Annotated in this window: 27 protein-coding genes; 13 read left to right on the top strand and 14 right to left on the bottom strand. The window is 71.6% G+C overall.

From position 1 onward, the window contains the following. Nucleotides 1–186 precede the first annotated feature (186 nt). The 3 genes from ACIQMR_RS24785 to ACIQMR_RS24775 all read right to left on the bottom strand — a co-directional run bounded on the left by ACIQMR_RS24785 (nt 187) and on the right by ACIQMR_RS24775 (nt 2,079). On the bottom strand, nt 187–660 hold the full coding sequence (locus ACIQMR_RS24785; RefSeq protein WP_401391150.1) for a DUF3995 domain-containing protein: 474 nt from the start codon (nt 658–660) through the stop codon (nt 187–189). Nucleotides 661–777: 117 nt separating this feature from the next. Continuing rightward, nucleotides 778–1,347 (bottom strand): TetR/AcrR family transcriptional regulator, encoded by a 570-nt coding sequence (locus ACIQMR_RS24780; RefSeq protein ID WP_401391147.1) that lies wholly within the window; start codon nt 1,345–1,347, stop codon nt 778–780. A gap of 51 nt (nt 1,348–1,398) precedes the next feature. Next, a complete protein-coding gene (locus ACIQMR_RS24775) occupies nt 1,399–2,079 on the bottom strand; it encodes a hypothetical protein (RefSeq protein ID WP_401391145.1) in 681 nt (226 codons plus the stop codon). Nucleotides 2,080–2,227: 148 nt separating this feature from the next. Here ACIQMR_RS24775 and ACIQMR_RS24770 point away from each other — a divergent pair, with 148 nt between their 5' ends. Continuing rightward, nucleotides 2,228–3,736, top strand: a complete 1,509-nt coding sequence (locus ACIQMR_RS24770) for an FG-GAP-like repeat-containing protein (protein WP_401391142.1) — start codon at nt 2,228–2,230, stop codon at nt 3,734–3,736. Nucleotides 3,737–3,828: 92 nt separating this feature from the next. Here ACIQMR_RS24770 and ACIQMR_RS24765 read toward each other — a convergent pair whose 3' ends face one another. The 3 genes from ACIQMR_RS24765 to ACIQMR_RS24755 form a co-directional block, all read right to left on the bottom strand. Then, a complete protein-coding gene (locus tag ACIQMR_RS24765) occupies nt 3,829–4,347 on the bottom strand; it encodes a hypothetical protein (RefSeq protein ID WP_401391139.1) in 519 nt (172 codons plus the stop codon). Between the two features lie 61 nt (nt 4,348–4,408). Continuing rightward, the gene (locus ACIQMR_RS24760) at nt 4,409–5,095 is read right to left on the bottom strand and encodes a DUF4328 domain-containing protein (RefSeq protein ID WP_401391137.1); all 687 of its coding nucleotides are present in this window, start codon (nt 5,093–5,095) and stop codon (nt 4,409–4,411) included. A gap of 153 nt (nt 5,096–5,248) precedes the next feature. Further along, nucleotides 5,249–6,853 carry a glycoside hydrolase family 20 protein gene (locus ACIQMR_RS24755; protein ID WP_401391671.1) on the bottom strand — a complete coding sequence of 535 codons (1,605 nt, stop codon included), beginning with the start codon at nt 6,851–6,853 and terminating at the stop codon, nt 5,249–5,251. Nucleotides 6,854–7,104: 251 nt separating this feature from the next. Here ACIQMR_RS24755 and ACIQMR_RS24750 point away from each other — a divergent pair, with 251 nt between their 5' ends. From ACIQMR_RS24750 to ACIQMR_RS24725, 6 genes are all read left to right on the top strand, one after another. Next, the gene (locus tag ACIQMR_RS24750; RefSeq protein ID WP_401391668.1) at nt 7,105–7,701 is read left to right on the top strand and encodes a 2-oxo-4-hydroxy-4-carboxy-5-ureidoimidazoline decarboxylase; all 597 of its coding nucleotides are present in this window, start codon (nt 7,105–7,107) and stop codon (nt 7,699–7,701) included. A gap of 167 nt (nt 7,702–7,868) precedes the next feature. Beyond that, complete coding sequence (gene sdhC / locus ACIQMR_RS24745) at nt 7,869–8,249, top strand: succinate dehydrogenase, cytochrome b556 subunit (protein ID WP_266381909.1); 381 nt, start codon at nt 7,869–7,871, stop codon at nt 8,247–8,249. 8 nt (nt 8,250–8,257) lie between these two features. Continuing rightward, nucleotides 8,258–8,734 carry a succinate dehydrogenase hydrophobic membrane anchor subunit gene (locus ACIQMR_RS24740; RefSeq protein ID WP_358668556.1) on the top strand — a complete coding sequence of 159 codons (477 nt, stop codon included), beginning with the start codon at nt 8,258–8,260 and terminating at the stop codon, nt 8,732–8,734. A 24-nt stretch (nt 8,735–8,758) separates the two neighbouring features. Further along, complete coding sequence (gene sdhA, locus ACIQMR_RS24735) at nt 8,759–10,513, top strand: succinate dehydrogenase flavoprotein subunit (protein WP_401391133.1); 1,755 nt, start codon at nt 8,759–8,761, stop codon at nt 10,511–10,513. Further along, a complete protein-coding gene (locus tag ACIQMR_RS24730) occupies nt 10,513–11,274 on the top strand; it encodes a succinate dehydrogenase iron-sulfur subunit (RefSeq protein ID WP_401391130.1) in 762 nt (253 codons plus the stop codon). Before sdhA ends, ACIQMR_RS24730 begins: the two co-directional genes overlap by 1 nt. A 101-nt stretch (nt 11,275–11,375) precedes the next feature. Continuing rightward, nucleotides 11,376–11,843, top strand: a complete 468-nt coding sequence (locus ACIQMR_RS24725) for a hypothetical protein (protein WP_401391127.1) — start codon at nt 11,376–11,378, stop codon at nt 11,841–11,843. 59 nt (nt 11,844–11,902) lie between these two features. Here ACIQMR_RS24725 and ACIQMR_RS24720 read toward each other — a convergent pair whose 3' ends face one another. Continuing rightward, complete coding sequence (locus ACIQMR_RS24720; RefSeq protein WP_401391125.1) at nt 11,903–12,766, bottom strand: alpha/beta fold hydrolase; 864 nt, start codon at nt 12,764–12,766, stop codon at nt 11,903–11,905. Between the two features lie 124 nt (nt 12,767–12,890). Here ACIQMR_RS24720 and ACIQMR_RS24715 point away from each other — a divergent pair, with 124 nt between their 5' ends. From ACIQMR_RS24715 to ACIQMR_RS24705, 3 genes are read left to right on the top strand one after another with little or no spacing between them, the layout of a single operon-like run. After that, nucleotides 12,891–13,325: a hypothetical protein gene (locus tag ACIQMR_RS24715; RefSeq protein ID WP_358668552.1), complete on the top strand. Its 435-nt coding sequence runs from the start codon at nt 12,891–12,893 to the stop codon at nt 13,323–13,325. Between the two features lie 7 nt (nt 13,326–13,332). After that, complete coding sequence (locus ACIQMR_RS24710; RefSeq protein WP_401391120.1) at nt 13,333–13,731, top strand: thiol-disulfide oxidoreductase DCC family protein; 399 nt, start codon at nt 13,333–13,335, stop codon at nt 13,729–13,731. Between the two features lie 11 nt (nt 13,732–13,742). Beyond that, nucleotides 13,743–14,513: a TetR family transcriptional regulator gene (locus tag ACIQMR_RS24705; protein ID WP_401391118.1), complete on the top strand. Its 771-nt coding sequence runs from the start codon at nt 13,743–13,745 to the stop codon at nt 14,511–14,513. A gap of 9 nt (nt 14,514–14,522) precedes the next feature. On the opposite strand, the gene ACIQMR_RS24700 is transcribed toward ACIQMR_RS24705, so the two are convergent. From ACIQMR_RS24700 to ACIQMR_RS24690, 3 genes are all read right to left on the bottom strand, one after another. Continuing rightward, a complete protein-coding gene (locus ACIQMR_RS24700) occupies nt 14,523–17,063 on the bottom strand; it encodes an MMPL family transporter (protein ID WP_401391115.1) in 2,541 nt (846 codons plus the stop codon). Nucleotides 17,064–17,446: 383 nt separating this feature from the next. After that, the gene (locus ACIQMR_RS24695; protein ID WP_401391112.1) at nt 17,447–18,970 is read right to left on the bottom strand and encodes a metallophosphoesterase; all 1,524 of its coding nucleotides are present in this window, start codon (nt 18,968–18,970) and stop codon (nt 17,447–17,449) included. Nucleotides 18,971–18,982: 12 nt separating this feature from the next. Next, on the bottom strand, nt 18,983–19,228 hold the full coding sequence (locus ACIQMR_RS24690) for an SCO4848 family membrane protein (RefSeq protein ID WP_266381884.1): 246 nt from the start codon (nt 19,226–19,228) through the stop codon (nt 18,983–18,985). Nucleotides 19,229–19,358: 130 nt separating this feature from the next. On the opposite strand from ACIQMR_RS24690, the gene ACIQMR_RS24685 reads away from it, so the two are divergent. After that, complete coding sequence (locus ACIQMR_RS24685; RefSeq protein ID WP_401391108.1) at nt 19,359–20,627, top strand: D-alanyl-D-alanine carboxypeptidase family protein; 1,269 nt, start codon at nt 19,359–19,361, stop codon at nt 20,625–20,627. Here the strand turns inward: ACIQMR_RS24685 and ACIQMR_RS24680 are convergent. From ACIQMR_RS24680 to ACIQMR_RS24670, 3 genes are all read right to left on the bottom strand, one after another. Continuing rightward, nucleotides 20,575–21,504: a YihY/virulence factor BrkB family protein gene (locus ACIQMR_RS24680; protein WP_401391107.1), complete on the bottom strand. Its 930-nt coding sequence runs from the start codon at nt 21,502–21,504 to the stop codon at nt 20,575–20,577. The genes ACIQMR_RS24685 and ACIQMR_RS24680 overlap by 53 nt on opposite strands. 124 nt (nt 21,505–21,628) lie before the next feature. Further along, nucleotides 21,629–22,597, bottom strand: coding sequence for a decaprenyl-phosphate phosphoribosyltransferase (locus ACIQMR_RS24675; protein ID WP_401391104.1), 969 nt, complete (start codon nt 22,595–22,597; stop codon nt 21,629–21,631). Beyond that, a complete protein-coding gene (locus tag ACIQMR_RS24670) occupies nt 22,590–23,162 on the bottom strand; it encodes a phosphatase PAP2 family protein (protein ID WP_401391101.1) in 573 nt (190 codons plus the stop codon). The genes ACIQMR_RS24675 and ACIQMR_RS24670 overlap by 8 nt, the downstream gene beginning before the upstream one ends. A gap of 150 nt (nt 23,163–23,312) precedes the next feature. Between ACIQMR_RS24670 and ACIQMR_RS24665 the strand changes: the two genes are divergently transcribed. Together ACIQMR_RS24665 and ACIQMR_RS24660 are read left to right on the top strand one after the other, a co-directional pair. Next, nucleotides 23,313–24,674, top strand: coding sequence for an FAD-binding protein (locus tag ACIQMR_RS24665; protein WP_401391098.1), 1,362 nt, complete (start codon nt 23,313–23,315; stop codon nt 24,672–24,674). Nucleotides 24,675–24,708: 34 nt separating this feature from the next. Beyond that, the gene (locus tag ACIQMR_RS24660) at nt 24,709–25,464 is read left to right on the top strand and encodes a decaprenylphospho-beta-D-erythro-pentofuranosid-2-ulose 2-reductase (protein WP_266381868.1); all 756 of its coding nucleotides are present in this window, start codon (nt 24,709–24,711) and stop codon (nt 25,462–25,464) included. A gap of 16 nt (nt 25,465–25,480) precedes the next feature. Here the strand turns inward: ACIQMR_RS24660 and ACIQMR_RS24655 are convergent, their stop codons facing one another. Further along, nucleotides 25,481–26,071: a 2'-5' RNA ligase family protein gene (locus tag ACIQMR_RS24655; protein WP_266381865.1), complete on the bottom strand. Its 591-nt coding sequence runs from the start codon at nt 26,069–26,071 to the stop codon at nt 25,481–25,483. Nucleotides 26,072–26,143 lie beyond the last annotated feature (72 nt).

Here is a 26,143-nt window from a genome sequence, read left to right as displayed (position 1 = left end):
GAGAGAAGTACGGGGTCGCTCCGCGGCCCCGGCGGACGACGACCGGGGCCTCTCCTGTGGGGGGTGGCGGCCCCGGTCGTCCTTTCCGCCCCCGCTCCGGCCAGAGCAATGCCCGGGGCGAGGGGCTTCTGCGTGCCCGACCGAGCGCTGCGTCGTCCCCCATGTGCGCTTCCGGGCCCCGGTCGGTCAGTGAACCCGGCCCGCCATGCCCCTGCCGAAGCTGCGGGCTGCCAGCCCGAACGCCAAGCCACCGAGAACGAACCAGGGGTTCCACAGTGCGAGCGACCAGAACCTCTGCGCGGCACTGATCTCGCCGACGGTCGGCACTCCGGCGATGAGCAGCACCTCGACAAGAAACCCCCGGGTCAGCAGCAGCACGCAGATCGCAACGCCGAGCCACCGGAGCGCACGCCACCGGCGCCCATGCACACCGCGCCGCTGCAGCCCGATCGCCACCGCAGCGCCGACCAGGCACAGGATGCCCACTCCCCAGAGACCTCCGGCCACGAACCAGGTCGGCCGTTCGGACGCGAGACGCTCACCGGACGAGACATCCAGCCCCACGTCCCCACCGAGGGCCCAGAAGAAATGCAAACCGGCGAAAGCTACTGCCCATCCGGCAGCAAGACGTCCACAGCAGCGCGACGAACTCAACCCCACCTCGCAACTCCCCCGATTTCCCAGCGCATCGCAGCACCCTGCGACACGGCCGACCCTTTCCCGGCGCCGAAAGGCTCCGCAAGCCGGGGCGAGGATCTTCCGGCCGGGTGATCCTCGTCAGTCGACTCGTGAGCCGCGCAGGAGCCGTTGGACCGCGTCGACGGCCAGCTGGTCGGGGGCGTGGGCCGGGGGCAGCGTCTCGCCGGCGGCCAGGGACGCGATGCCCTGCAGCGCGGCCAGGAGGATCACGCCGAACCGCTCCGGGTCACCGATGGCCACGTCGCTCTCCGCGAAGAGGGTGAGCAGGACCGCCGCGCAGGCGTCGGCGGCGGTGCGCACGTCGCCCGTCGGCTCACGGTGCTTGCGCGCGTACATCAGCTCCAGCAGCGCCGGATGGCCGGTGGCGAACCGGACGTAGGCGAGGGCTGTCCTCGTCAGCCGGTCCTCGAACGACCCGCCGTCCCCCACGGCCGCCGCCAGCTCGCCGCCGAGCCGCTCGAAGCCCTCGATCGCGAGCGCGTCGAGCAGGGCCTGACGGTCGGGGAAGTGCCGGCCGGGTGCCGCGTGCGAGACGCCGATGTCGCGCGCCAGCGAGCGCAGCGAGAGTGCGTCGACCCCCTCGGAGGCGACGACGCTCTCGGCGCGGGCCAGCAGCTCGGCCCGCAGGTTTCCATGGTGGTACGGCATGACTCCGAAGCCTATCACCCGATGTTGGCGGCGACTACATAGGCGGTGCCGTCAGCAGTCGGGGACCGCTCCGTACCAGCGCCACGACTCCAGCCGCCCGTGCCGCGGCAGTTCCCCGCGGCCCGTGGCCCACAGGAGCGTGGCCCAGCGGTCGGAGTCCGTCGGAGCGTGCGGGAAGAGGCGGGCCAGGACGCGGTCGCAGAGGCCGGCCGGAGGCGTCCAGGCGAGGCCGAGCCCCTGGGCGAGGTCGTGGGTGTGGACGAGGGTCTCCACCACGCCCATCGCGGCGAAGCCCTCCGCGTCGGACACCCCGAAGACGTGGTGCGAGCGGACCTCCGCAGGAGTCGTGCGGACCATCGCGGTGAGCATGGCCCCGCACGCCTCCAGCACCTGGAGCAGGCCCCGGGGCCCCGCGGCCCGGTCCGCGAAGATGACGTTCGGGGGCGCGCCCTCCCGGCGGACCACCCAGGCGAACGGCACCGCCTCGTCCGAGGGCGGCACCTCGGGCCCGAGTTGCGCCGCGTAGGCGAAGAGATCGTCGGCGAGATGCTCGACGGTCTCCCAGCAACTCCACTCCAGGGTTCCGGCCCTGCCGTCCCAGTCGGCGCCGAGGCCGGCGCGCAGAGCGGTGAGTGCCAGGCGGACGGCGTGCTGGACGTCGTCGGCGGTGACGGGCGTTCTCGTTGCTTCGTCCGGTGCGCCTGACGCGCCTGACGCGTGATCAACGGCCATGGCGGGACCGTACCAATGACCAATGAACGGGAGTTCGGACGGGCCGACGTCCGACAGGCCGCCCCCACCCGCTCATTTCGGTCGTCAACGGTCCGGCCGGAGCGTCATTGCACACCATATGCCCGCCGTTTCCCTATGCTCGCGGCACATGAGATGCCGCCCTGTGGCCGTCACCGCCGTGTGCACCGCCGCCATCTGTCTCACCTCGGCCCCCACTCTCGCCGCACCTCCGGCACCTCCGGCCGCTCGGACGGCGGCGACGGGCGGCGGTGAGGTCCACACCGTGGCCGTCCCCGGCATCGACCCCGCACAGCGTTCGCTCGCCGCCCGCACTACACAGCCTTTCAGCATGGTCGGCCTCACCTGGGACGATCCGCACGCGCGGCTCGGCGGCACGGCCGAGGTCCGCACCCGCGACAGCCGCACCGGCGCCTGGTCGCGGTGGCAGGCGCTCGACACCGACGCGCGCACGCACGAGTCGGGGTCCGACCACACCGGCGCCGGACTGCGGGCCGGGACCAAGCCGCTGTGGGCGGGGCCCTCCGACGGGGTGGAGCTGCGGGCCGAGGGTTCGGCGCTGCCCCGGGGACTCCGCATCGACCTGGTCGACCCACAGGGCGGCGTCCCCGCGTCCGCGTCACCCGAGGAGGAGCTGCCCGCCGGCGCCCCGGACGTGACCCTGCGCTCGGGCTGGGGCGCGGACGAGTCGATGGTCGGGGACGCGCCCACGTACAACGCGAGCACGGAGGCGGTGTTCGTCCACCACACCGGCACCTCGAACGGGTACGCGTGCGCCGAGTCGGCCTCGATCGTGCGGGCCATCTTCACGTACCACGTGGAGAGCCAGGGCTGGAACGACATCGGCTACCACTTCCTGGTCGACAAGTGCGGCACGGTCTTCGAGGGCCGCGCGGGCGGCATCGACCGGCCCGTCCAGGGCGCGCACACCTTCGGGTTCAACGTCGACACCAGCAGCATCGCGGTCATCGGCGACTACAACGCGGCGACCACCACCCCGGAGGCCCGCGACGCGATCATGAACGTCGCGTCCTGGAAGCTCGGGCTCTACGGAGCGACCGTGTCCGGGACGACGACGCTCACCTCCGCCGACGACAACGGCAGGTTCGAGGAAGGCGAACGGGGCACCTTCGACCGGCTGTCGGGGCATCGCGACGCCTACGACACCGACTGCCCGGGGGACAACCTCTACGCCGATCTGTCCGCGATGCGCGAGTCCGCGGCGAACCGGGACGCCACCGGCGACTTCGACGGCGACGGCGACCAGGACAGGGCGGTCGGCCGCGAGACCCGGGACGGCGCCTCGTCGCTCACCGTACGGAGCGGTCCGGAGCGCGGACCGCGCGCCACCGCCTCGCCCACCGTCCTGATGGGAGCCGGCGGACACGCGCTCGCCTCGGGGGATCTGAACGGCGACGGGTACGACGATCTCGCCGTCGCGACCGGGCGGGGCATCGTCACGTACCACGGCTCGGCCGCCGGCCTGACCACGGCCGGAGCGCCGACGCTCACGACGGTCGTCCGGAACGGATCGCTGACCGCGCACGACGCGGACGGCGACGGATACGCGGACCTTCTCGCCGGCGGGGAAGTGGTCGCCAGGGGCGGCCCGCGGGGCGCCGTCACGCCCTCGGGCTGACGCGCTCTCCGGCTGACGCGTCCTCGGGCTGATCGGTCCCGAGCCGATCGGTCCCGAGCCGATCGGTCCCGGGCTGATCGGTCCCGGCCCGGTCAGCCCTTGGCCCGCGCCCGGCGGGAGAGGGCCGCGCGCAACACGCGCCGGCCCTCCGTCGACAGGTCCAGGGCCCGGCGCAGCGCGGCGCCGTCCGCACCTCCGGCGAGGATCTCCAGGATCTGGATCTGGCGGCGCTCCTCACCGGCGACGAGCGGACCCGCCGCGCCGCCCGACGGGTCGAGTTCCTCGTGGAGTTCGAGCGCGAGGGCGGAACAGGCCGTGGCCCATTCGGCCAACGGCCCCGGGGCCCACTCCGACGGGGCGGCACCGATCATCTTCCGCACCGGGGCCCACGCCTCGCTCGCCTCGTCGGCGTCAGACGTCTCGTCCAGGGCGGCCCTGGCCGTGGCCAGCCGCCCCGCCCAGCCCTCCTCGCCCGAGGCGATGCCCGCCCAGAGGGGGCGCAGCACGTCGTTCTCGTCGTCGAGCAGAGGCAGGCAGCGATCCAGACACGCCAGACCACTCGCGGCCAGGCTCCGCTCATCCGCCTCAGCAATCAGTTGCACCAGGCTCATCGACGTCTCCCGACTGTGCGGACGCAGTACGTCACTTACTGCGCCGAGTGGCCGAAATTCGTCACCCGGCTGCCTGGTTGGTTCCCCTTTGCGTGCCGACGGCCTTGGCGTGCTGAAGAGCCGTGACCTGCCGTACGAAGAGGATGGCGAGCACGGCCGCGGCGATGTCGAACCCCGCGCCGGTCATCACCAGCGCCGACGCGTCGTGGATCGCCTCCACGTCGTCGGCCTTGTCGTACGCCTTGGTCGCGAAACGGTCGAAGGCCAGGGACCAGAGCCAGGCACCCCACCAGGCGTTGAGCAGACCGGTGCGCGCGGGCTCCGGTCCGTAGGTGTCGTGCTGGCTCGCCCGCAGGACGTCGCCGGCGACCCCGCGCGGTATCCAGAGGTTTCCGATCGGAATGAACCAGCCACCGATCGCCCAGCCCGCGCCCCTGCGCTGCAGATCGGGCGCGAAGACGCCGGCGTTCGTGCGGACGCGGTGGAACCAGACGATGAAGACGGTGGCCGTCGCCAGCAGAGCGAGCAGGTACAGCGCGCTCGCACCGGCCATGGCGTAGTCCGCCCGGTCCGCCTCGGCCTGGTCGATGACGGCGAGACCGTCCCCGACGACCCTGCCCATCAGCAGCCGCATGTTGAGCGAGGCGGCGACGATGATCAGATCGGCCACGACAACGAGCCCGAGCAGTGCGGTCACGGCGTGCGAGAGCCCGACGGGCGACCGGAGAGCCGGCCAGGACACGGGCATCGGTGCAGGCGCGGCCGACGGCGTTTGCGCAGGCCAAGGCGTTTGGGTCATGACGAAGAACCCCCACGGGTCACAGAAGGAGAAGCGCGCGCCCCTCCCCAGGGCGCGCGGCGAACGGTCGTACGAGGACGACCGGCCTGCGGACCCTAACCCTCAGCCGAGCTTGTTCGCCAGCGCGTTGAATTCCGCCCACGACAGCGCGGGCTGCCCCGGTGCCCACAGCTTCTGGGACACCGCGCGCAGTGGCATGTGGATCCCCGCCGCCACCTGACTCTGGGTCTGGGCCCGGGAGAGGTCGCTCCAGATCGCGAGGCGGCCGCCGAGGATCTGGTCGGAGTAGCGCTCCGGGACGGCGGTCGTGCCACGCAGCACGAGCGGGGTCCACTGCTCGTAGATGCGCCGGCCGGTGGGGTAGGTGAACTGGTTGGGCTCGCCGAGCACGTAGTACAGGTACTCGTCGTTGAGGTTGACGACCTTGCGGCCCTCCGCCAGGTACTCCTGCGGTTCGCGCGCCCCGTTCTCCTTGCCCGTCCAGTACTCGACCTCGATGTTCTTGTCGGCGGAGGTCACCCCGCCGCGGAAGAAGCCGTCGTTCCACGCCTTGGGCTGCTTCTGCGCGGCACGCACCACGGCGGCCCGGTCGTTCAGCCAGCCGGTGGCCAGGTCCTGGACGCCGGCGTTCGGTCCGTACTTCTGCACGGCCGCCCGGGCCAGCTGCGGGTAGGACGCCTCCGGGTTCCGTACGGTCAGCGCCTGGTACTCGTCGGCGCCGACGTGGAACCAGGCACCGGGGAAGAGCCCGGAGTACTCGCGCAGCAGGTCGTCCACGATCCGCGCGGACTCGGGCTTGGAGATGTCGACCGCGCCCTGCCGGGGCACCCCGTTGATGTTGCGCAGCTGGAGCTGCGGGTGGGCCTTCATGACCGCGCCCAGATGTCCCGGCGAGTCGATCTCGGGCACGACGGTGATGTGCAGGCTCTGCGCGAGGGCGATGATCCTGCGCACCTCGGCCTTGCTGAGGTGCTCCGCGGAGACGACCTCGGGATGCGAGTCGGAGGCGATCCGGAAACCCTGGTCGTCCGAGAAGTGCAGACCGAGCGTGTTGAGCTTGAGATCGGCCATCTCGCGCAGCCGGGCCTCGATCCAGCCCGCGGTGTAGTGCTTGCGCGCGATGTCGACGTTCAGCCCGCGCTGCGGCCGGTCCGGCCGGTCGCGGATGACCCCCTCGGGCACCGAGCCGCCGGAGCGGAGGGCCTGCTTCAGGGTGCGGGTGCCGTAGAAGACCCCGGCCTCGGCGGGTCCGGTGATCCGGACACGGTTGTCACGGGTCGTGAGGGTGTACGACTCGGGGCCGCCCTGGCCGCCCGACGGGGCGAGCGACAGCTCGATGTCGCCGGCCTTGACGGGCCCGCTGTTGCGGAAGCCGGTCTTCAGCTCCTGGGCGAGCAGCCGCCCCTCGTCGGCGAGCGCCTCGCTTCCCTTGGCGACGACGACCGCGCTGCCCGCCGCCGGACGCCAGCCCGGACCGCGCGCCGCCTCGTGGGCGCGTACGGCCGGGATGGTGCGGGGCGCCGTGGAGAGCGCGTACGTCTTCGTCGGCGAGGGGGGTGGAGTCGGCGCCGCGGCCTTCGCCGTGGTCCCCGGGGCGTGTGAAGCGCCGCCCTGCTCCGTCCCGGCGGAGCAGGAGACCACCGCGGACAGGGCCACGGCCGTCGCCACGGCCGGGCCGACACGCCGTACGCCCCGGGAATGCCACATCACCGATCGAACCTCCTCTTACCCGCAAAACTATCGAACAAAGTCGAATCGGGTGATCTCACCCCAGGTCGTCTATCATGCGCACCGGAACTCTTCCGTCCGAGTGAAAATCGCGCATCCTTCGGACAGCTCCGGTCGCGCCTCGATAGCGTTGTCACTCAACCACCCCATCCTCCCCTGTCGCCCCGGAGCCCACGCTGTCCAGCGAACCGCCCACCGGCCTCCCGCAGCGACCGCCACTCCAGCCCGCACTGCGGATCCCTGCCCCCTCGCCACCCGCCGACGAGCCGTCCCGCCGGCCGGCCGGACGCCGCCCACCGGGCCTCACACGCTTCAACACCGCACCGGCCTCATCGGTCACCACGGCCCTGCTCTCCTGCTGCGCCAGCCCCCGCTGGGCCCGGCGGATCGCCACCCACCGGCCCTACCCCGACGTGGACGCCCTCCTCGCCGCCGCCGACGAGGCCAGCTACGACCTCTCCGCCGCGGACCTCGACGAGGCCCTCGCCGGCGAATCCTCCCCCGGACTCCATCCCGCCGCCCCGCCCGCCGCACACACCGCGCTGCGCGCCGCCCACGCCGCGTACGAGGCGAGTTTCGGCCACGCCTTCGTGATCTGCCTCGACGGCTTCCGGCCCGACGAGCAGCCCGACCAGGTGCTGGCCGGGATCCGGTCGAGACTTGGTAACGATCCGGACGAGGAACGGGTCGTCGCCGCCGACGAGCTGCGCCGGCTGGCGCGCGCCCGACTGACCCACGTACTGGCACATGTATGGGCCAATCACCCGGTCGGCGGCGATTCCGGCCGCCCCGACAGCCGCCCCGATAGCCCGTCCGTGCCTGTTTGATTGCCGGTTTGATCACACCTATGGACCCCGCGCGAGGGAACCGACATCTCGTCGCTACGATGGCGAGGGCCGGTGGACCGTACCCGGCCGGGCCAGACCGACAGAGCTGTCACCTTTGGTAGAACGCTGGCGGCCGGCTCCAATCCCCGCTCCCGGAGGGTTTTTCCGTGCCGGCTGGAACGCTGTACCGCGGCCGGGAAGGTATGTGGTCCTGGGTGGCTCATCGAGTCACCGGCGTCCTCATCTTCTTCTTCCTGTTCGTACACGTGCTGGACACCGCTCTCGTCCGTGTCTCCCCCGAGGCCTATGACGACGTCGTCGCGACGTACAAGACGCCGATCGTCGCGCTGCTGGAGTACGGCCTCGTGGCCGCCATCCTCTTCCACGCGCTCAACGGCCTTCGTGTCATCGCCGTGGACTTCTGGTCCAAGGGCCCGCGCTACCAGAAGCAGATGCTCTGGACCGCGATGGGCATCTGGGTCGTACTGATGGCAGGCGCCCTTTACCCGGTGCTCGGCCACGCTGCACGTGAACTGTTCGGGAGCTGACGCCAGACATGTCTGCTGAGACTTCTTCCGCGATCGGATCCGTCGAGGGCGTGCGCCTGTACGACGTCGACAACCCCGCCCCGGTCATCGAGGCCCCGCGCAAGCGCACGGGCAAGACCCCGAAGTCGACCCGCGGGAACTTCGAGATGGCCGCATGGCTCTTCATGCGGCTCTCCGGCGTGGTCCTCGTCGTCCTCGTCATCGGCCACCTGCTGATCCAGCTGGTCCTGGACGGCGGTGTCTCCAAGATCGGCTTCGCGTTCGTCGCGGGCCGCTGGGCCAACCCGTTCTGGCAGATCTGGGATCTGCTGATGCTGTGGCTGGCGATGCTGCACGGCGCCAACGGCCTGCGTACGGTCATCAACGACTACGCCGAGCGGCCGAACACGCGTCTGTGGCTCAAGGGCCTGCTGTACACCGCCACGGTGTTCACCATCCTTCTGGGCACGCTGGTGATCTTCACCTTCGACCCGAACATCCGCTAGGCACGGGGCTGAGGTTCTAAACCCATGAAGATTCACAAGTACGACACCGTCATCGTCGGCGCCGGCGGCGCCGGCATGCGCGCCGCCATCGAGGCGACGAAGCGCAGCCGCACCGCCGTGCTGACGAAGCTCTACCCCACCCGCTCCCACACGGGCGCCGCGCAGGGCGGCATGGCCGCCGCGCTGGCGAACGTGGAGGAGGACAACTGGGAGTGGCACACCTTCGACACGGTCAAGGGCGGTGACTACCTGGTCGACCAGGACGCCGCGGAGATCCTGGCGAAGGAGGCCATCGACGCCGTCCTCGACCTGGAGAAGATGGGCCTGCCGTTCAACCGGACCCCGGACGGCACCATCGACCAGCGTCGCTTCGGCGGCCACTCGCGCAACCACGGCGAGGCCCCGGTCCGCCGGTCCTGCTACGCCGCGGACCGCACCGGCCACATGATCCTCCAGACGCTGTACCAGAACTGCGTCAAGGAGGGCGTGGAGTTCTTCAACGAGTTCTACGTCCTCGACCAGCTCATCACCGAGGTCGACGGCGTCCGCAGGTCGGCCGGTGTCGTCGCGTACGAGCTGGCCACCGGCGAGATCCACGTCTTCCAGGCGAAGGCCGTCATCTACGCCTCCGGCGGCACCGGCAAGTTCTTCAAGGTGACCTCCAACGCGCACACCCTGACCGGTGACGGGCAGGCCGCCTGCTACCGGCGCGGTCTGCCGCTGGAGGACATGGAGTTCTTCCAGTTCCACCCGACGGGCATCTGGCGCATGGGCATCCTGCTGACGGAGGGCGCCCGCGGTGAGGGCGGCATCCTCCGCAACAAGGACGGCGAGCGCTTCATGGAGAAGTACGCGCCCGTCATGAAGGACCTCGCCTCGCGTGACGTCGTCTCGCGCTCCATCTACACGGAGATCCGTGAGGGCCGCGGCTGCGGTCCCGAGGGCGACCACGTCTACCTGGACCTGACCCACCTGCCGCCGGAGCAGCTGGACGCCAAGCTCCCCGACATCACCGAGTTCGCGCGGACGTACCTCGGCATCGAGCCCTACACGGACCCGATCCCGATCCAGCCGACCGCGCACTACGCGATGGGCGGCATCCCGACGAACGTCGAGGGTGAGGTCCTCAGCGACAACACCACCGTCGTCCCGGGTCTGTACGCCGCCGGTGAGGTCGCGTGCGTGTCGGTGCACGGCGCCAACCGTCTCGGCACCAACTCGCTGCTCGACATCAACGTGTTCGGGCGCCGCGCCGGTATCGCCGCCGCCGAGTACTCGGCGACGGCCGACTATGTGGACCTTCCGGAGAACCCGGCCTCCCTCGTGGAGGAGCAGGTCGAGCGGCTGCGCAACTCCACCGGCCGCGAGCGCGTCGCGGAACTGCGCCGTGAGCTGCAGGAGACGATGGACGCGAACGTGATGGTGTTCCGTACGGAGCAGACCATCAAGACCGCCGTCGAGAAGATCGCGGAGCTGCGCGAGCGCTACCGGAACGTGTCCATCCAGGACAAGGGCAAGCGCTTCAACACGGACCTGCTGGAGGCCATCGAGCTGGGCAACCTGCTCGACCTGGCCGAGGTCATGGCCATCTCGGCCCTGGCCCGCAAGGAGTCCCGCGGCGGCCACTACCGCGAGGACTTCCCCAACCGCGACGACGTCAACTTCATGCGCCACACCATGGCGTACCGCGAGGTCGGCGCCGACGGCTCCGAGACCGTGCGTCTCGACTACAAGCCCGTCGTCCAGACCCGCTACCAGCCGATGGAGCGTAAGTACTGATGGCTACCCCCGTACTGGAGAAGAACGACGCGGCCCCCGCCGACGCGTCCCCGTACATCACGGTCACTTTCCGGATCCGCCGCTTCAACCCCGAGATCTCGGACGAGGCCCAGTGGCAGGACTTCCCGATCGAGATCGACCCGAAGGAGCGTGTGCTCGACGGTCTCCACAAGATCAAGTGGGACGTCGACGGCTCGCTGACCTTCCGGCGCTCCTGCGCCCACGGCATCTGCGGCTCCGACGCGATGCGGATCAACGGCAGGAACAGGCTCGCCTGCAAGACGCTGATCAAGGACATCAACCCGGAGAAGCCGATCACGGTCGAGCCCATCAAGGGCCTCACGGTCCTCAAGGACCTGGTCGTGGACATGGAGCCGTTCTTCCAGGCGTACCGGGACGTCATGCCGTTCCTGGTCACCACCGGCAACGAGCCGACGCGTGAGCGTCTGCAGACCGCCGAGGACCGCGAGCGCTTCGACGACACCACCAAGTGCATCCTGTGCGCCGCGTGCACGTCGTCCTGCCCGGTCTTCTGGAACGACGGGCAGTACTTCGGCCCGGCCGCGATCGTCAACGCGCACCGCTTCATCTTCGACTCGCGTGACGAGGCGGGCGAGCAGCGCCTGGAGATCCTCAACGACAAGGACGGCGTGTGGCGTTGCCGCACGACGTTCAACTGCACGGACGCCTGCCCGCGTGGCATCGAGGTCACGAAGGCGATCCAGGAGGTCAAGCGGGCGCTGATCACCCGCCGCTTCTGAGCGAAGAGTCAGATGCTCCGTCAGAGGCCCGTTTCTGTACGCTCGCCGTACCGGAACGGGCCTTTGTCATGTGTGATGCACGATGTGAGAGCGGGGACTTGATGACCGAGCCGAACCCCTACAAGGACGGCGGCGACTACCAGTGGGGGCCCACGCAGCCGCCGGGTGCCCCCGACGGGCACGGCTACGCCCAGGCGCCGCTGGCCCCCATGGGCGGCAGCCCCGGTGCACCGCTGCTGGCCCTCGGTGACATCACCGTCCTCCAGGACTCGGTCATCACGCCGAACGGAACGATGCCGCTCAAGGGCGCGGTGTGGAACTGCACGGACATGTCCCGCACCGAGGAGAAGATCCCCACGGTCGGCATCGTCCTCGCGGTCGTCTTCGCCGTCTTCTGCCTCCTCGGCCTTCTCTTCCTGCTCATGAAGGAACGCCGCACGACGGGCTTCATCCAGATCAGCGTCACCAGCGCGGGCCGCCACCACTCGACGATGATCCCGGCGACCGGACCGGACACCATCCACTGGGTCGTCGGCCAGATCGGCTACGCGCGCTCGCTGAGCGCCTAGGTCACCGAGGCGTCGCACAGCCCGGCGGCGACGGGGGCGAGGGCCCGCGCTGCTCGGCGCTAGGCGGCCCGCTCGACGGGCGCGTGCTCGCGGAGGAAGGCGGTGAGCAGGGCCGTCGCTTCGGCGGGACGCTCCAGCGAGGGAAGGTGTCCGGCCCAGGCGAGTTCGATGTGCCGCGCGTCCGGGATCAGTCGGGCGAGGCGGGTGGACATGGCGCGGAAGTCGGCCATGTCGTGGGCGCCGGAGACGACGAGGCTGGGCGCCGTGATCGCGGCAGGGTCGACGGAGGGCCCCTCGGACTCCGGCGGCTCCAGGCCCGCCGCCTCGTCCGCCGTTCCTTCCGCCGACTCGCCCGCCGACTCGTCCGCCGTTCCTTCCGCCGACTCGCCCGCCGCCTCGTCCGCCGCGAGCTGGACCTCGAAGGCGTGCCGCTGCATGGCCCGTACGCGCTCGCGCACCGCCTCGGTGGCCTCCGGGCCCAGCCAGGTGGTGACGTTCAGTTCCACCGCGCCCCGGAGGTCGTCCGCCTCGATCAGCTCGTCCTCGCGGCTGTCGAAGTCCCTCAGTGCCGGGCCGGGTTCGTGCCCGGGCAGCGCCGCGCAGAGCAGCGCCAGCGCGGTCACCCGCTCCGGGTTGCGGGCGGCGATCTCGACGGCGACACGGCCCCCGAAGGACGCCCCGACGAGGGCGGCGCGCCCGACGCCGAGCGTGTCGAGCAGCGCGAGAACGTCGTCCGCGTCGCGGTAGGGGTGAACCGCCTCCGCCGGGGTGTCGCCGAACCCCCGGAAGTCACAGCGCACGACCCGGTGGCCGGCGTCGGTCAGGGCCTTCCACTGGTCGTCCCACATCCGCCGGTCGCAGACGGACGAGTGCAGGAGTACCACCACGGGGCCGTGCCCCGCGACATCGTGAGAGAGCGTCATCCGGCTGAGCCTAGGCGCCCACAAGCGCAACCGCCTCCCGATTTCCCCTTCGCTTGAACATGTTCAAGAACAGGTCTACAGTCCATCCCAAGACCTTTTGAACGCGTTCAAGGGAGGGTGGGGAATGGACCTCACAGTCATCGCGTATGTCGTCTACCTGCTGATCAGCGTCGCGCTCACCATCTGGGTGGCCCGTACGCTCAGCCGGAACGGACGGATCTTCCTCTCCGACGTCCTGCACGGGAACGAGAAGCTCGCAGACGCCGTCAACCACCTTCTGGTGGTCGGCTTCTACCTCGTCAACTTCGGCTTCGTCGCGCTCTACCTCAGCCAGGACGACGCGGTCGCCGACGCCCGCCGGCTCTTCGAGGCGCTCTCGGTGAAGCTCGGAGTCGTGCTGCTCGTCCTCGGGGTGATGCACCTCGCCAACGTCTACGTCCTCAACAAGATCCGCCGACGTGGCGTGATGGAGCGGGAGCAGACCCCGCCGGTCCCGCCGCAGGGCTGGACCGGACCGGCCGGCCAGGGCCCCTGGACGGCACCTGCCGCGGGCGCGTGAGCGGGTCATGGGCATCCCGGTGAAGCGGCTGACCGTGCTGTACGACGCGCAGTGCCCGCTCTGCGTCCATCTGCGCCACTGGCTGCTGCGGCAGCGGCAGCTCGTCCCGCTCGACCTGGTCCCGGCGGCGTCGCAGGAGGCAAGGCGCCGCTTCCCGGACCTCGACCATGAGAGCACCCTGCGGGAGATCACGGTGATCGGGGACCGGGGCCAGGTGTACCGGTCCACCGCCGCCTGGATCGTCTGCCTCTGGGCACTGGCCGAACACCGGCCGAGGGCCCACTGGCTGAGCACTCCGGCCGGGGCGCCCTTCGCCAAGGTCACGGTCCTCGCCGCCGCGAAGTACCGGGAGATGACGGCCGCGTCCTGCGAAGGCCGGTGCGAGGTCCCGGCCCCGCCCGGTTAGGCTCGGTCACCGTGAACGACGTGAAGGACGAGAAGCAGGACGACCGGTCGGCCAAGCCCGCCAAGAGCGAGCAGACCCGCACCCTCATCCTCGAAACCGCGCTCCGGCTCTTCCAGGAGCGCGGCTACGACAAGACGACGATGCGGGCCATCGCCCAGGAGGCGGGCGTCTCCGTCGGCAACGCGTACTACTACTTCTCCTCCAAGGAACATCTGGTCCAGGGCTTCTACGACCGGATCGCCGAGCAGCACCAGGCGGCCGTCGCCGAGGTCCTGGACGGCGGTGAGAAGGACCTCACGGCACGCATCCGCGGGGTCCTCCTCGGCTGGCTCGACATCGCGGAGCCGTACCACGAGTTCGCGTCCCAGTTCTTCAAGAACGCGGCGGACCCGGACAGTCCCCTCAGTCCCTTCTCCCCGGAGTCCGAGGGCCCCAGGAACGCGGCGATCGAGGTCCACCGCCGGGTGCTGTCCGGGGCCACGGTGAAGGTCGATCCCGAACTGGCCGACGCTCTGCCGCGGTTGCTCTGGCTCCAGCAGATGGGGCTCGTGCTGTTCTGGGTGTACGACCGCTCCGAGGGCTGTGCCAACAGCCGTCGTCTGGTCGAGCGGCTCGCTCCGGTCACCGCCCGGGCGATCTCGCTCTCCCGGTTCCGCATCCTGCGGCCCCTGGTCAAGGAGACGCACGATCTGCTCAGGGACTTCATGCCGACGGCGGCGGGGATGGCCGCCTCGGGCAAGCCCAAGCGCGCGGCCGCCCGCAAGGACCAGGACGGGAAGTAGGCGACGGCCTCACGCCAGGAGGCGCCGGGCCGGCTGCTCCTGCGTCAGCACCAGATCCTGTACGAGCGGCTCGACGCCGGTCCTGATGTGGCGCGCGTCCGCCTCGAACCCCCGGGCACGGACCGCCAGCAGACACGAGCCGGCGCCCGGTGCGGCCAGGATGTACGAGCCGTCCGCCAGCGACCGCACCCGGTCGAGCTGCCGGCCGCCCGCCGAGATCAGGGTGAGCACCGCGTCCGCGACGGGGTCGCCGTCGTCGGCCCGTACGAAGCCGTGGACCACCGCCACACCCGGGGCACCCGGCACACCCGCCTGACCCGTCGCGCCCTCGACGGACGGTTCCGGAGTCGGCTCGTGTTCCTGCTCCACGTCCGGAGACGGGCCGTCCGTCTCCTCCTCGCGCGGCTCGACCGCCAGATGCGGCAGCCGCCGGTCCAGCCACCCGGGCAGCCACCAGTTGGCACGGCCCAGCAGATGCATCGCCGCCGGCACCAGCGCGGTCCGCAGCACGAACGCGTCCAGCGCCACCGCCGCCGCCGCGAGGCCGATGCCCGCCATCGCCCCTTCCATGTCGCCGCTCAGGACGAACGCGCCGAAGACGCAGATCATGATGAGCGCGGCGCAGTTGATCACCCTGCTGGTCTCGGCGAGGCCGATCCGCACGGCCCGCGCGTTGTCGCCGGAGTGCACCCACTCCTCGTGCATCCGGCTGACCAGGAACACCTGGTAGTCCATGGAGAGCCCGAACAGCAGCGACAGCATGATCACCGGCAGGAAGGACGTGATCGGCCCCTCCTTGCCGATGCCCAGCAGTTCCGTGCCCCAGCCCCACTGGAACACCGCGACCAGCACGCCGAACGACGCCGCCGCCGCGATCAGGTTCATCAGCGCGGCCGTCAGCGGCACGACGAACGAACGGAACGCGATCAGGAGCAGCACGAAGCCCAGACCGATGATCGTGGCGACGAAGGCGGGCAGCCGGTCGCCCGTCACCGTCGCGAAGTCCTTGAAGACCGCGGTCACTCCGCCGACGTGCGCCTCGACGCCGGACGCCGGGATCACCTCGTCCCGCAGGGTGTCGATCAGCCGGTCGGTCTCCTCGGACTGCGGCGAGGTCGTCGGCACGACCTGGATGACGGTGAGCTCCGCATCCGGCGGTACGGGCAGTGCCGTGGCCCGGGCGACGCCGTCCACGTCCCGTACCCGCTCCACCAGGGCGGTGGCGCCCGGCTGTTCGACGACGATCTGCAGCGGCCCGTTGAACCCGGGCCCGAAGCCCTCCGCGAGCAGGTCGTACGCCTGCCGGGTGGTCGCCGACTCCGGCTGATTGCCCTGGTCGGTCGCGCCGAGGCGCAGCGACAGCACCGGGACCGCCAGCGCGGCCATCACCACGACGGCGACGGCCGCCACGGCGCGGGGCCGCCGCTGCACCGTCGCGGACCAGCGTGCGGCGGCGCCGCCCGCCTCGAGCGGCTCAGGACCCTTCGCGGCCAGCGCGCGCCGCTGCCTCCTGCTCAGCACGCGCGGTCCCAGCAGCCCGAGCAGCGCCGGCAGCAGCGTGATCGCGGCGAGCACGCTGAGCACCACCGTCAGGGTGGTCGCGACGACCACGCCGTCCAGGAAGCGCATCCGCATCACCAGCATGCCGGCGAGCGCGATGCACACCGTGCCGCCCGCGAACAGCACCGCGCGCCCGGAGGTGTTGAGCGCCAGCACGGCGGCGTCCTCCGGCTCGTGGCCGCGCAGGATCGCGCGGCGGTGCCGGGTGACGATGAAGAGCGCGTAGTCGATGCCGACGCCGAGGCCGATCAACGAGCCGAGCAGCGGGGCTACTTCGGGCACGTCGGTCACATGGCCGAGGAGCGTCGTCGACAGCATGCCCGTGCCGACGCCGAAGACGGCGACGACGATCGGCAGCAGCATCGAGAAGAGCGAGCCGAAGGCCAGGAAGAGCACCACGGCGGCCGCGAGGATGCCGACCGCCTCGGCGATCCCGGCCGGCGGCTCCTGCGTCCTGGTGATCGCCTGGCCGCCCAGCTCCACCTGGAGCCAGGGGCGTTCGGCGTCCCGCGCCGTGGCGACGACGTCCTCGACGAGCGCCTTGGGTACGGAGTTCGCCTGTTCGGCGAACGTCACCTGGGCGTAGGCGATGCGCCCGTCACCGCTGATCTGCGCCGCGGCCGCCGGTCCTTCGGCGTAGGGGCTCGCGACCTCGCCGACCCCGTCCATCGCCGCGATCTTCCGCAGCGCGGGCTCGATCCGTTCCCGTACGGCATGGTCCCGTACCGAGCCGCCGTCGGACCTGCCCGTGCCCGCCCCGCCGTAGCCGGACACCCGCCACACCACGGTGTCCGTGTCGCCGGAGCGTTCCGGGAAGGCCTGTGCCATCAGGTCGTAGGCCTCGGACGAGTCGGTGTCCGGAAGGCTGAAGACGTTCGCATAGCTGGTGCCCGCGGTGCTGCTCGCGGCCCCCAGGCCGAGCAGTGCCGCCACCCACAGCACCAGGACCACCACTCGGTGCCGGTAGCACCAGCGCGCCCATGCCGCCACGATTCCCGCTCCTCTCCGCCGGTCCCTCGGGCCGGCTCCCGGAGTCGGTGCGGACGTGCGGGCGCGGCCGCGTCACGGGCGCGACTCCCGGGGAACTCCGAGGCGGCATCCGGTGCCCGGCCCGTCCCCCGTACGGATACCGGAAGCGTACGGGAGGCGATGGACACCGCACGGACGACGCGCCCCGGCACGGTACTCCTCGATGTGATGCCGCTCCCGGACGGCGCCGGCCGTGGGACCGCACGCCAACTGCGCGCCTCCCGCCCGCAGATCGGGCTCGGCGTCCTCACCGCGCGGCGTGGCGGGCGGGGCGCGGTGGGCGCGGCCCCGTCGCTGCACGGCTGCGCAGTGCCGCGTAGTGCCGTGCGGACCGGATCAGTTCGTCATGCGTGGCGGGAGGCGAGTTCCACGACGGTGATGTCGGAGGGCGCGCCGACCCGTACGGGCGGGCCCCAGGCGCCGGCGCCGCGCGACACGTAGAGCTGGGTGTCGCCGTACTTCTCGAGACCGGCGACGGTCGGATTGGCCAGCTCCGCCAGGTAGTTGCCGGGCCAGAGCTGGCCGCCGTGGGTGTGACCGGACAGCTGGAGGTCCACTCCGTGGCGTACGGCGTCGTGGATGACGACCGGCTGATGGGCGAGGAGCACGGCGGCGCGGCCGCGGTCGCGGTCGCCGAGCGCCCGGGCGAAGTCCGGGCCCTGGCCCTCGCTCTCACCCGCGATGTCGTCGACGCCCGCGAGATCGAAACCGGCGATCTCGACACGGTCGTTGCGCAGGGGGGTGAGGCCGAGTTCGCGGACGTGGTCGACCCAGGCGTCGGCGCCCGAGAAGTACTCGTGGTTGCCGGTGACGAAGTACGAGCCGTCGCGTGCGCGGAGCTGCGCGAGGGGTTCGGCGGACCGGCCGAGGTCGGCCACACTGCCGTCGACGAGATCGCCGACGATGGCGACGAGGTCGGGCTGGGTGGCGTTGATCGTGTCCACGATGCGCTGGGCGTGGGCCCGGCCGAGGACGGGCCCGAGGTGGATGTCGCTCACGACGGCGATCCGGTACCCGTGCATCCCGCGCACCAGCTTCGCGAGCGGCACGGTGACCCGCTTGACCTTCGGCCCGCGCAGTACCCCGTACGCGCCGTACCCGACGGTTCCCGCCGCGACGGCGCCCGCGGCGCCGCCCACCATGCGCGCGACGAACAACCGCCGCGACACGCCGCCCGCCGGGACGGCACCGGCGGTCGACGCGGTGGCCTCCGGGCGGACGTCCGCCGCATCGCCGGATGCGGCCGTGGCGTCGGAGACGGCGTGAGTGCGGGTGTCGGTGCCGGCATCGGCATCGGCATCGGCATCGGCGGGTGCCATGGCACGCACGTGCCCGCGCGCGCCCCCCGCGCCGGACCCATCGTCCGTGGCGACGGCAACGGAGACGGCGACCGAACCCGTGCCTTCGAGCACCTCGGCGTCCTGCGGGCCGCCTTCCTCACGCGAGGCGTCGCCGGTCTCAGCGGCGCTCGCGGCGGTCCCACCGTTCACGGCGACGGTGCCGCTTCCGGCCGCGGTCGCCCGAGCGCCCGCCGCTGACCTGGCGTCAGCCCGGCGGGACAGGGCGCGGCGCAGGAGGGGCCGGGCGGCCTCGCCCACGACGAGGGCGAGGGTCAGGTACAGGAGCGTGGCGAGCCAGAGGAAGCCCGGCCAGGCGAGGATCTGCTGGAGCCAGAAGGGCGCCCCCGCGCGGCCGGAGGCGAGGGCGCCGACGGAGAGCACGGGCAGCAGGACGACCGCCGCCGTGCCCGCGCGGCGGACCGCACCGGGGCCGGCCGTCGTGTCGCGGACCAGACGCCGCCAGACGTACCAGTGGACGCCCGCCAGCAGGGCCACCACGACAGCGATCACGAGCAGGACGACCAGCACGGAACCGTTCCCCTATCCCCGGTCGCGACGCAATGCGCGTACGCCACGCAACCCGATGACCCCGACCACCGTCCCCAGAACCAGGGACGTAACGGCGAGCAGCAGATGGACCCAGAAGTACGCAGTCGGGTCACCCGCGTCGTCGAAGGCGAGCCCGCCGGCGTCCTGCCACAGGTTCTTGACGAAAGTGACCCAGATGACCCAGCTCCACACCCCGAACGCGAGCAGGAACCAGGAGACCGGGCGGCTGAGCTTCATGGACTCAGTATCGCCGCCGTCCTCCGTCCCGGTGCGGCGGGGTCCGGGTGATGGGCTGTACCGGCGGAGCTCGCGGCGGGTCACCCGGCCGGTGTCGGCATCGGCGTCAACTCCCTGTACGTTCTCGTCCGTGTCTGCTTTGAAGAAGACCGCATTGACGGTCGCCGCCGCCGCGCTGCTTCCCGCACTCGCCACCGCGCCCGCGACAGCGGCCACCAAGGCCGAAAAGCAGGTCAGCAAGGACAACAAGGCCCCGAACCCACCGTCGGTCATGTCCACCGTCGGCGGCAGCCTGCTCGGCAAGCCCGGCACCCAGGTCAACCTGATGCCCGGCGCACCCGTCCTTCCGAAGGACGTGTCGGGCCGCTCCTGGATCGTCGCTGACGCGGAGAGCGGCGACGTGCTCGCCGCCCACAACGCGCACTGGCGGCTGCCCCCCGCCTCCACGCTGAAGATGCTCTTCGCGGACACGGTGCTGCCCAAGCTCCCCAAGGACCGGCAGCACACGGTCGAACGCAGCGAGATCGCCGGGCTCGGTGTCGGCAGCAGCCTCGTCGGGATCAAGGAGAAGCAGACCTACACCGTCCACGACCTGTGGCTCGGCGTCTTCCTCCGATCGGGCAACGACGCCGTCCATGTGCTGTCCGAGATGAACGGCGGAGTCAAGGAGACCGTCAAGCAGATGCAGGAGCACGCCGAGGAGCTGCAGGCCCTCGACACGGAGGTCGTCACTCCGGACGGTTACGACGAGAAGGGCCAGGTGTCGAGCGCGTACGACCTGACCCTGTTCGCCCGCAGCGGTCTGCAGAAGAAGGACTTCCGGGAGTACTGCTCGACCGCCCGCGCCAAGTTCCCGGGCGAGCTGAAGCCGGGCAAGAAGCGCGAGACGTTCGAGATCCAGAACACCAACCGGCTGCTCACCGGCGAGTCGGGCGTCACCCCGTACCAGGGCATCGCGGGCGTGAAGAACGGCAACACCACGCTGGCCGGCTCGACCTTCACCGGCGTCGCCGAGCGCAACGGCAAGGTGCTGCTCGTCACGGTCATGAACCCGTCGTCGAAGGAGAACCACGCGGTCTACAACGAGACCGCCCGCCTCCTCGACTGGGGTTTCGCGGCGGCCGGGAAGGTGAAGCCGGTCGGCGAGCTGGTGGCGCCGGAGTCCGCGCGTACGGACACGTCGAGCGGTCCCGACCAGCGCGCCGCGAGCGGCGACGAAGGCAAGAAGAACCGGCCCGGTCCGGACAAGGCCTCCGCGACAGGGCAGGGCGGGTCCAGCGGCGCCGGTGTCGCGCTCTCCGTGATCGCCGGGGTGCTGGTGCTGCTGGCGGGTGCCGCGTTCCTGGTCAACCGGCGCTGGCCGCTGCCGGATCTGGTCCGTCGTCTGCCTCGTCGCTAGCGCTCTCCCCGGCACCGGGGGTGCCGGGGCCGCTGTCCGTCGCGGTCCACGCGGCGCAGTACAGAAGCAGTTTCGCGGTGAAGTTGATCCACAGCAGCAGCGCGACGGGGACGCCGAACGCGCCGTACATCGAGTTCGTCGCGACGCCCGAGATGTAGCCGCTGAGCAGCAGTTTCAGCAGCTCGAAGCCGACCGCCCCGAGCAGCGCCGCGACGATCAGCCGGCGGCGGGGCGGGTGGACGCCGGGCAGCAGGGTCAGGACGTACAGCAGCACCAGGAAGTCGGCGAGGACCGCGACGGCGACGGCGACGATCTGCAGCAGGACGCCGCCGGCCCCGTCGCGTTCGATGCCGAGACGGTCCGCGCTCCAGCCGACGGCGCTGGAGCCCAGGGCGGACGCGGCGAACGAGGCCAGGCCGACCGCGCCCATGCCGAACAGCACGGCCGCGTCCTTGCCCTTGCGTACGATCGGGTTCCCCTCGTCCTTGTCGTCGAGGCCCCAGACCACCCGCAGGCACTCCCGCATCGAGCCGATCCAGCCGATGCCGGTGAGCAGCAGCAGCGCGCCGGCGATCAGGCCGACGGTGGCCGCGTTGTCCACGAGCGCGCCGATGTCGAGCTGGCCGGAGATCCCCGGCACCTGCTCGGCCAGCTTGTCCTGCAGGGACGTCACCCGTTCCTTGCTGAGCAGCGCGGCGCCGATCGCGGCGGCGACGGTGATCAGCGGGAAGAGCGCGAGGAAACTGATGAAGGTGATCGCGGCCGCGAGCCGCGTCCAGCGTGCTTCTTCGAGCGTCTCGTACGAGCGCCATGCGTGGGTCCGCATCAGCCGCTCCACGAGCGGGCCGACGACGGGGAGCTTCTTCAGCCAGTCCATGACGTACGCCTTCCCCGGCACCCGGGTCCGGCCACGGAGCGGGGCGTCCCGGATTCGGCCGTCCCGGATTCCGCTGCGGCTTCGGCCGTCCCGGATTCTGCTGCGGCTTCGGCCACCGGCCCGGTCACAGGTCCGCGACCGCCATCGCGTACATCGCCAGCCACGCAAGCCCGATGACGGCGAGCGGCCGGTCGCGCAGCACGACGTCCTCGGGAGCGCCGGCGGTGCCCCGGTCGGCGAAGACCGCGTACCGCAGCACCGCCAGGATGAACGCGATCATCGAGAGCTGACGCCACGGCAGCAGTGAGCCGTTCGCGGTTCCGCCGCTCTCCAGCGCCCACAGGCAGTAGCCGAGGACCGCGACGCCGGCCGCCAGCTGCCACACGAAGCGGAGGTAGCCGGTGGTGTAGGAGGTGAGCAGCGCCCTGGTCGCACCGTCCGAGCCGGCCATCTCGACGGCTTCCGAGTAGCGCTTGGCGGCCACCATGAAGAGCGCTCCGAAGCCCGTGGTGATCAGGAACCAGCGGGAGAGCGGAATGGACAGCGCCACTCCGCCGATCATCGCCCGCATCAGGAATCCGGTGGTGACGATGGCCAGGTCAACGACGAGGACGTGCTTGAGCCGGACACAGTAGGCGATCTGCATGAGCACGTAGGCGCAGAGCAGCGCCGCGGTCATCGTGTTGCACAGGACGGCCGCGGCGGCGGTCGCGGCGGCGGCGAGCAGCACCCCGGCGGCGCAGGCGACGGCTGCGGGTACGTCGCCCGAGGCCACCGGCCGTGTGCACTTGACCGGGTGGGCGCGGTCGGCCTCGGCGTCGCGCGCGTCGTTGATCAGGTAGACGGCGGAGGCGGCGGCCGTGAACAGGGCGAAGACGACCGCCAGTTGGACGACCGTGTGCCGGGAGTCCAGCTCCCCCGCGGCCGCCGGGGCCGCCGCGACCAGCACGTTCTTGATCCACTGACGGGGCCTGGCGGTCCGGATCAGCCCCAGCGGCACCCGCAGCGGCCGCCGTCGCGCGGACACGGCCCGCCCGACGTGCTGCTCCGGCCGCTCCGGCTGCTCGAGCAGCACGGTGCTCCGCTCAGACATGTCCGCCGCCTCCGGCTCCGTCCTGCGTCGCGCCCCGGCCGGTCCGTAGCCATGCCGCGCCCCGGTGGGCCATGAGGCCGCCGAGGGCCGCGCCGGCGAGGACGTCGGTCGGGTAGTGGACGCCGGCGACGAGCCGGGAGACGCACATCGCGGCGGCCAGTGGCCGCACGAGCCGGCGGACCGCCGGGCGGAGCGTGCCGAAGGCCACGGCGGCGGCGGCCGCCGAGGCGGCGTGCGAGCTGGGGAAGGAGTGCCGGCCCAGGGCGCGTACGAGCGGTTCACCCACCGGCAGTCGAGGGCGGGGGCGGCGTACGACCCGCTTGACGCCGATGCTGGTCACGTGGGCCGCGCAGATCAGTGCGGTACCGCGCAGCCACCCGCGGCGCCGCTCGGGGTCGGCCGCGGCGCCCGCGAGGCCGGCGGCGATCCACAGCGTGGCGTGCTCGCCGGTGTGCGACAGCGCGCGGGCCGCCGCGGCCACCCGTGGCTCCGTGCCGAAGCCGCGCATCACCGTCAGCAGCCGGTGCTCGACGCCCGGCCGTCGCGTCCCGTCGGCCTCTCGCATCTGCCACCCCTTTCGATGAGCCGGAAGCGACTCTTCTCAACGACGGGCCGACATTTGCGGTCATTTTTCATGACACTCGTTTAATCACCCGTTTCGGCGAGTCAGGGGCATTAAGGCAAATCCCCCGAAGAGGGCGATACCGTCGCGCGCATGTCCCCCTACGACGACGACCTGCCGGTGCCGGTGACCGGCTGGGGCCGTACCGCGCCCTCGGCGGCGCTGCTGGTCCGTCCCCGTACCTTCGACGACGCCGCGGCGGCCGTACACCGCTGCGGGACACGCGGCGCCATCGCGCGCGGACTGGGCCGGGCGTACGGGGACGCGGCGCAGAACGCGGGCGGCGCCGTCCTCGACATGACCGGCCTGGACCGGATCCGCACCATCGACGCGGAGGCGGGCGTCGTGGTCTGCGACGCGGGGGTCAGCCTGCACCGGCTGATGGAGGTGCTGCTGCCGCTCGGCTGGTTCGTCCCGGTCACGCCCGGGACCCGCTATGTGACGGTCGGCGGAGCCATCGGCGCCGACATCCACGGCAAGAACCACCACGTCTCGGGCTCGTTCTCCCGCCATGTGCTCTCGCTGGAACTGCTCACGGCCGACGGTGAGCTGCGTACCGTGCTCCCCGGCACCGAGCTGTTCGACGCGACCGCGGGCGGCATGGGCCTGACCGGGATCGTCCTCTCCGCCACGGTCCGGCTGCACCGGGTCGAGACGTCGCTGATGTCCGTGGACACCGAACGCGCCGCCGACCTGGACGACTTGATGGCGCGGCTGACCGGGACCGACGACCGCTACCGCTACTCGGTCGCCTGGATCGACCTGCTCGCCCGCGGCGCGGCGACCGGGCGCTCGGTCCTCACCCGCGGGGAGCACGCGCCCCTCGACGCGCTCCCGCGGCGCGCCCGGCGCCGGCCGCTGGGGTTCCGGCCCCTGCGCCTTCCCGCGGCGCCCGCGCTCGTCCCGGAGGGACTGCTCGGCCGCGCCTCCGTGACCCTGTTCAACGAGCTCTGGTACCGCCGGGCGCCGCGTCGCCGCACCGGCGAACTCCAGTCGATCCCCGCCTTCTTCCATCCGCTGGACGGCGTCCCGCACTGGAACCGGATCTACGGGCGCAGCGGCTTCGTCCAGTACCAGTTCGTGGTCGGGCACGGTCAGGAGGAGGCGCTGCGCGCGATCGTGGGGCGCATCGCCCGCCACGGCTGCCCGTCGTTCCTCGCCGTGCTGAAGCGCTTCGGCGAGGGCGACCCGGGCTGGCTGTCGTTCCCGATGCCCGGCTGGACGCTCGCCCTGGATTTGCCGGCCGGACTGCCGGGGCTCGGCGTGTTCCTGGACGAACTCGACGACGTGGTGGCGGGCGCGGGCGGGCGGGTCTATCTGGCCAAGGACTCCCGGCTGCGGCCGGAACTGCTGGCGGCGATGTATCCCGGGCTCGACCGGTTCCGCGCCCTGCGGGCCCGGCTGGATCCGAGGGGAGTGTTCGTGTCCGATCTCTCCCGCCGTCTCTCGCTGTGACTTCCGTGACCTCTGTGATGAAGGAGCACGCACCATGAAGGACGCATTCGGCACCCCGCAGTCCCTGCTCGTCCTCGGCGGCACGTCGGAGATCGGCCTGGCGACGGCGCGCCGGCTGGTGGCCCGCCGTACCCGTACGGTCTGGCTGGCGGGCCGCCCCTCCCCCGCGCTGGAGTCCGCCGCCGACGGCCTGCGCGAACTGGGCGCGGACGTACGCACCGTCGCCTTCGACGCGCTGGACCCCAGCCTGCACGAGGAGGTCCTCGGCAAGATCTTCGCCGAGGGCGACATCGACATGGTGCTGCTCGCCTTCGGTGTCCTCGGCGACCAGGCACACGACGAGGCCAGACCGCTCGCGGCGGTCCGGGTCGCCCAGACGAACTACACCGGAGCCGTCTCCTCCGGGCTGATCTGCGCGGGCGCCCTGCAGACGCAGGGCCACGGCTCGCTGGTCGTGCTGTCGTCGGTGGCGGGCGAGCGCGCCCGCCGCGCCAACTTCATCTACGGATCCAGCAAGGCGGGACTCGACGCGTTCACCCAGGGCCTCGGTGACGCCCTGCACGGCACGGGGGTGCATGTGATGGTCGTCAGGCCCGGGTTCGTCCGATCGAAGATGACGGCCGGGTTGGCCGAGGCACCGCTGGCCACGACACCGGAGCACGTCGCCCTGGCGATCGAGAAGGGTCTGCGGCGGCGCGCCGAGACGGTGTGGGTGCCGGGGGCACTGCGGGTGGTGATGTCGGCGCTGCGGCATGTGCCACGGCCGCTGTTCCGCCGTCTCCCGGTCTGAGCCCGGGCTGGCCCGCTCAGTACGGGGTCGCGGCCGGCTCGTCCACGGGGGTGCTCTGCGCCGGGAGGCTCGGCACGGCCGGGCCGCCCCCGAACGCGTACTCACGGAGCTTGCGCCAGATCCCGTCCGCGCCCTGCTCGTACAGCGCGAAGGACGTGCAGGTCCACTCCGCCTCGTACCCGGCCAGCTCCTCGTAGGCCCGGTCCATCGCCTCCTCGGCGATGCCGTGCGCGACGGTCACATGCGGGTGGTACGGCCACTGCAGCTCGCGCACGAGCGGGCCGGACGCGTCCCGCACCCGCTGCTGGAGCTGGGTGCAGGCCGCCCCGCCCTCGGCCACCTTGACGAAGACGACCGGCGAGTCCGGCCGGAACGTACCGGTGCCGGACAGCCTCATGGGGAAGGCGCGGCCCGCCGCCGCGACCCGCGTGAGGTGCGCCTCGACCACAGGCAGGGCGGACGCGTCGGCCTCGGTCGGCGGCAGGAGGGTGACATGCGTGGGGATGCCGTGCGCGGCGGCATCCCCGAAGCCCGCGCGCCGCTCCTGGAGCAGGCTGCCGTAGGGCTCCGGGACCGCGATCGAAACGCCGAGCGTTACGGTCCCCACGTCGTTCTCCTTATCCGGGTTTTCGGTGGTCTGCGCAGTCGCCAGTGTGACGGCTGCGGCCATGGTCCCGCC

Origin of the sequence: Streptomyces sp. NPDC091376 (assembly GCF_044757085.1) — a bacterium.
GTDB classification, from domain to species: domain Bacteria; phylum Actinomycetota; class Actinomycetes; order Streptomycetales; family Streptomycetaceae; genus Streptomyces; species Streptomyces pratisoli.
This window is presented reverse-complemented; position numbering and strand designations above follow the sequence as displayed.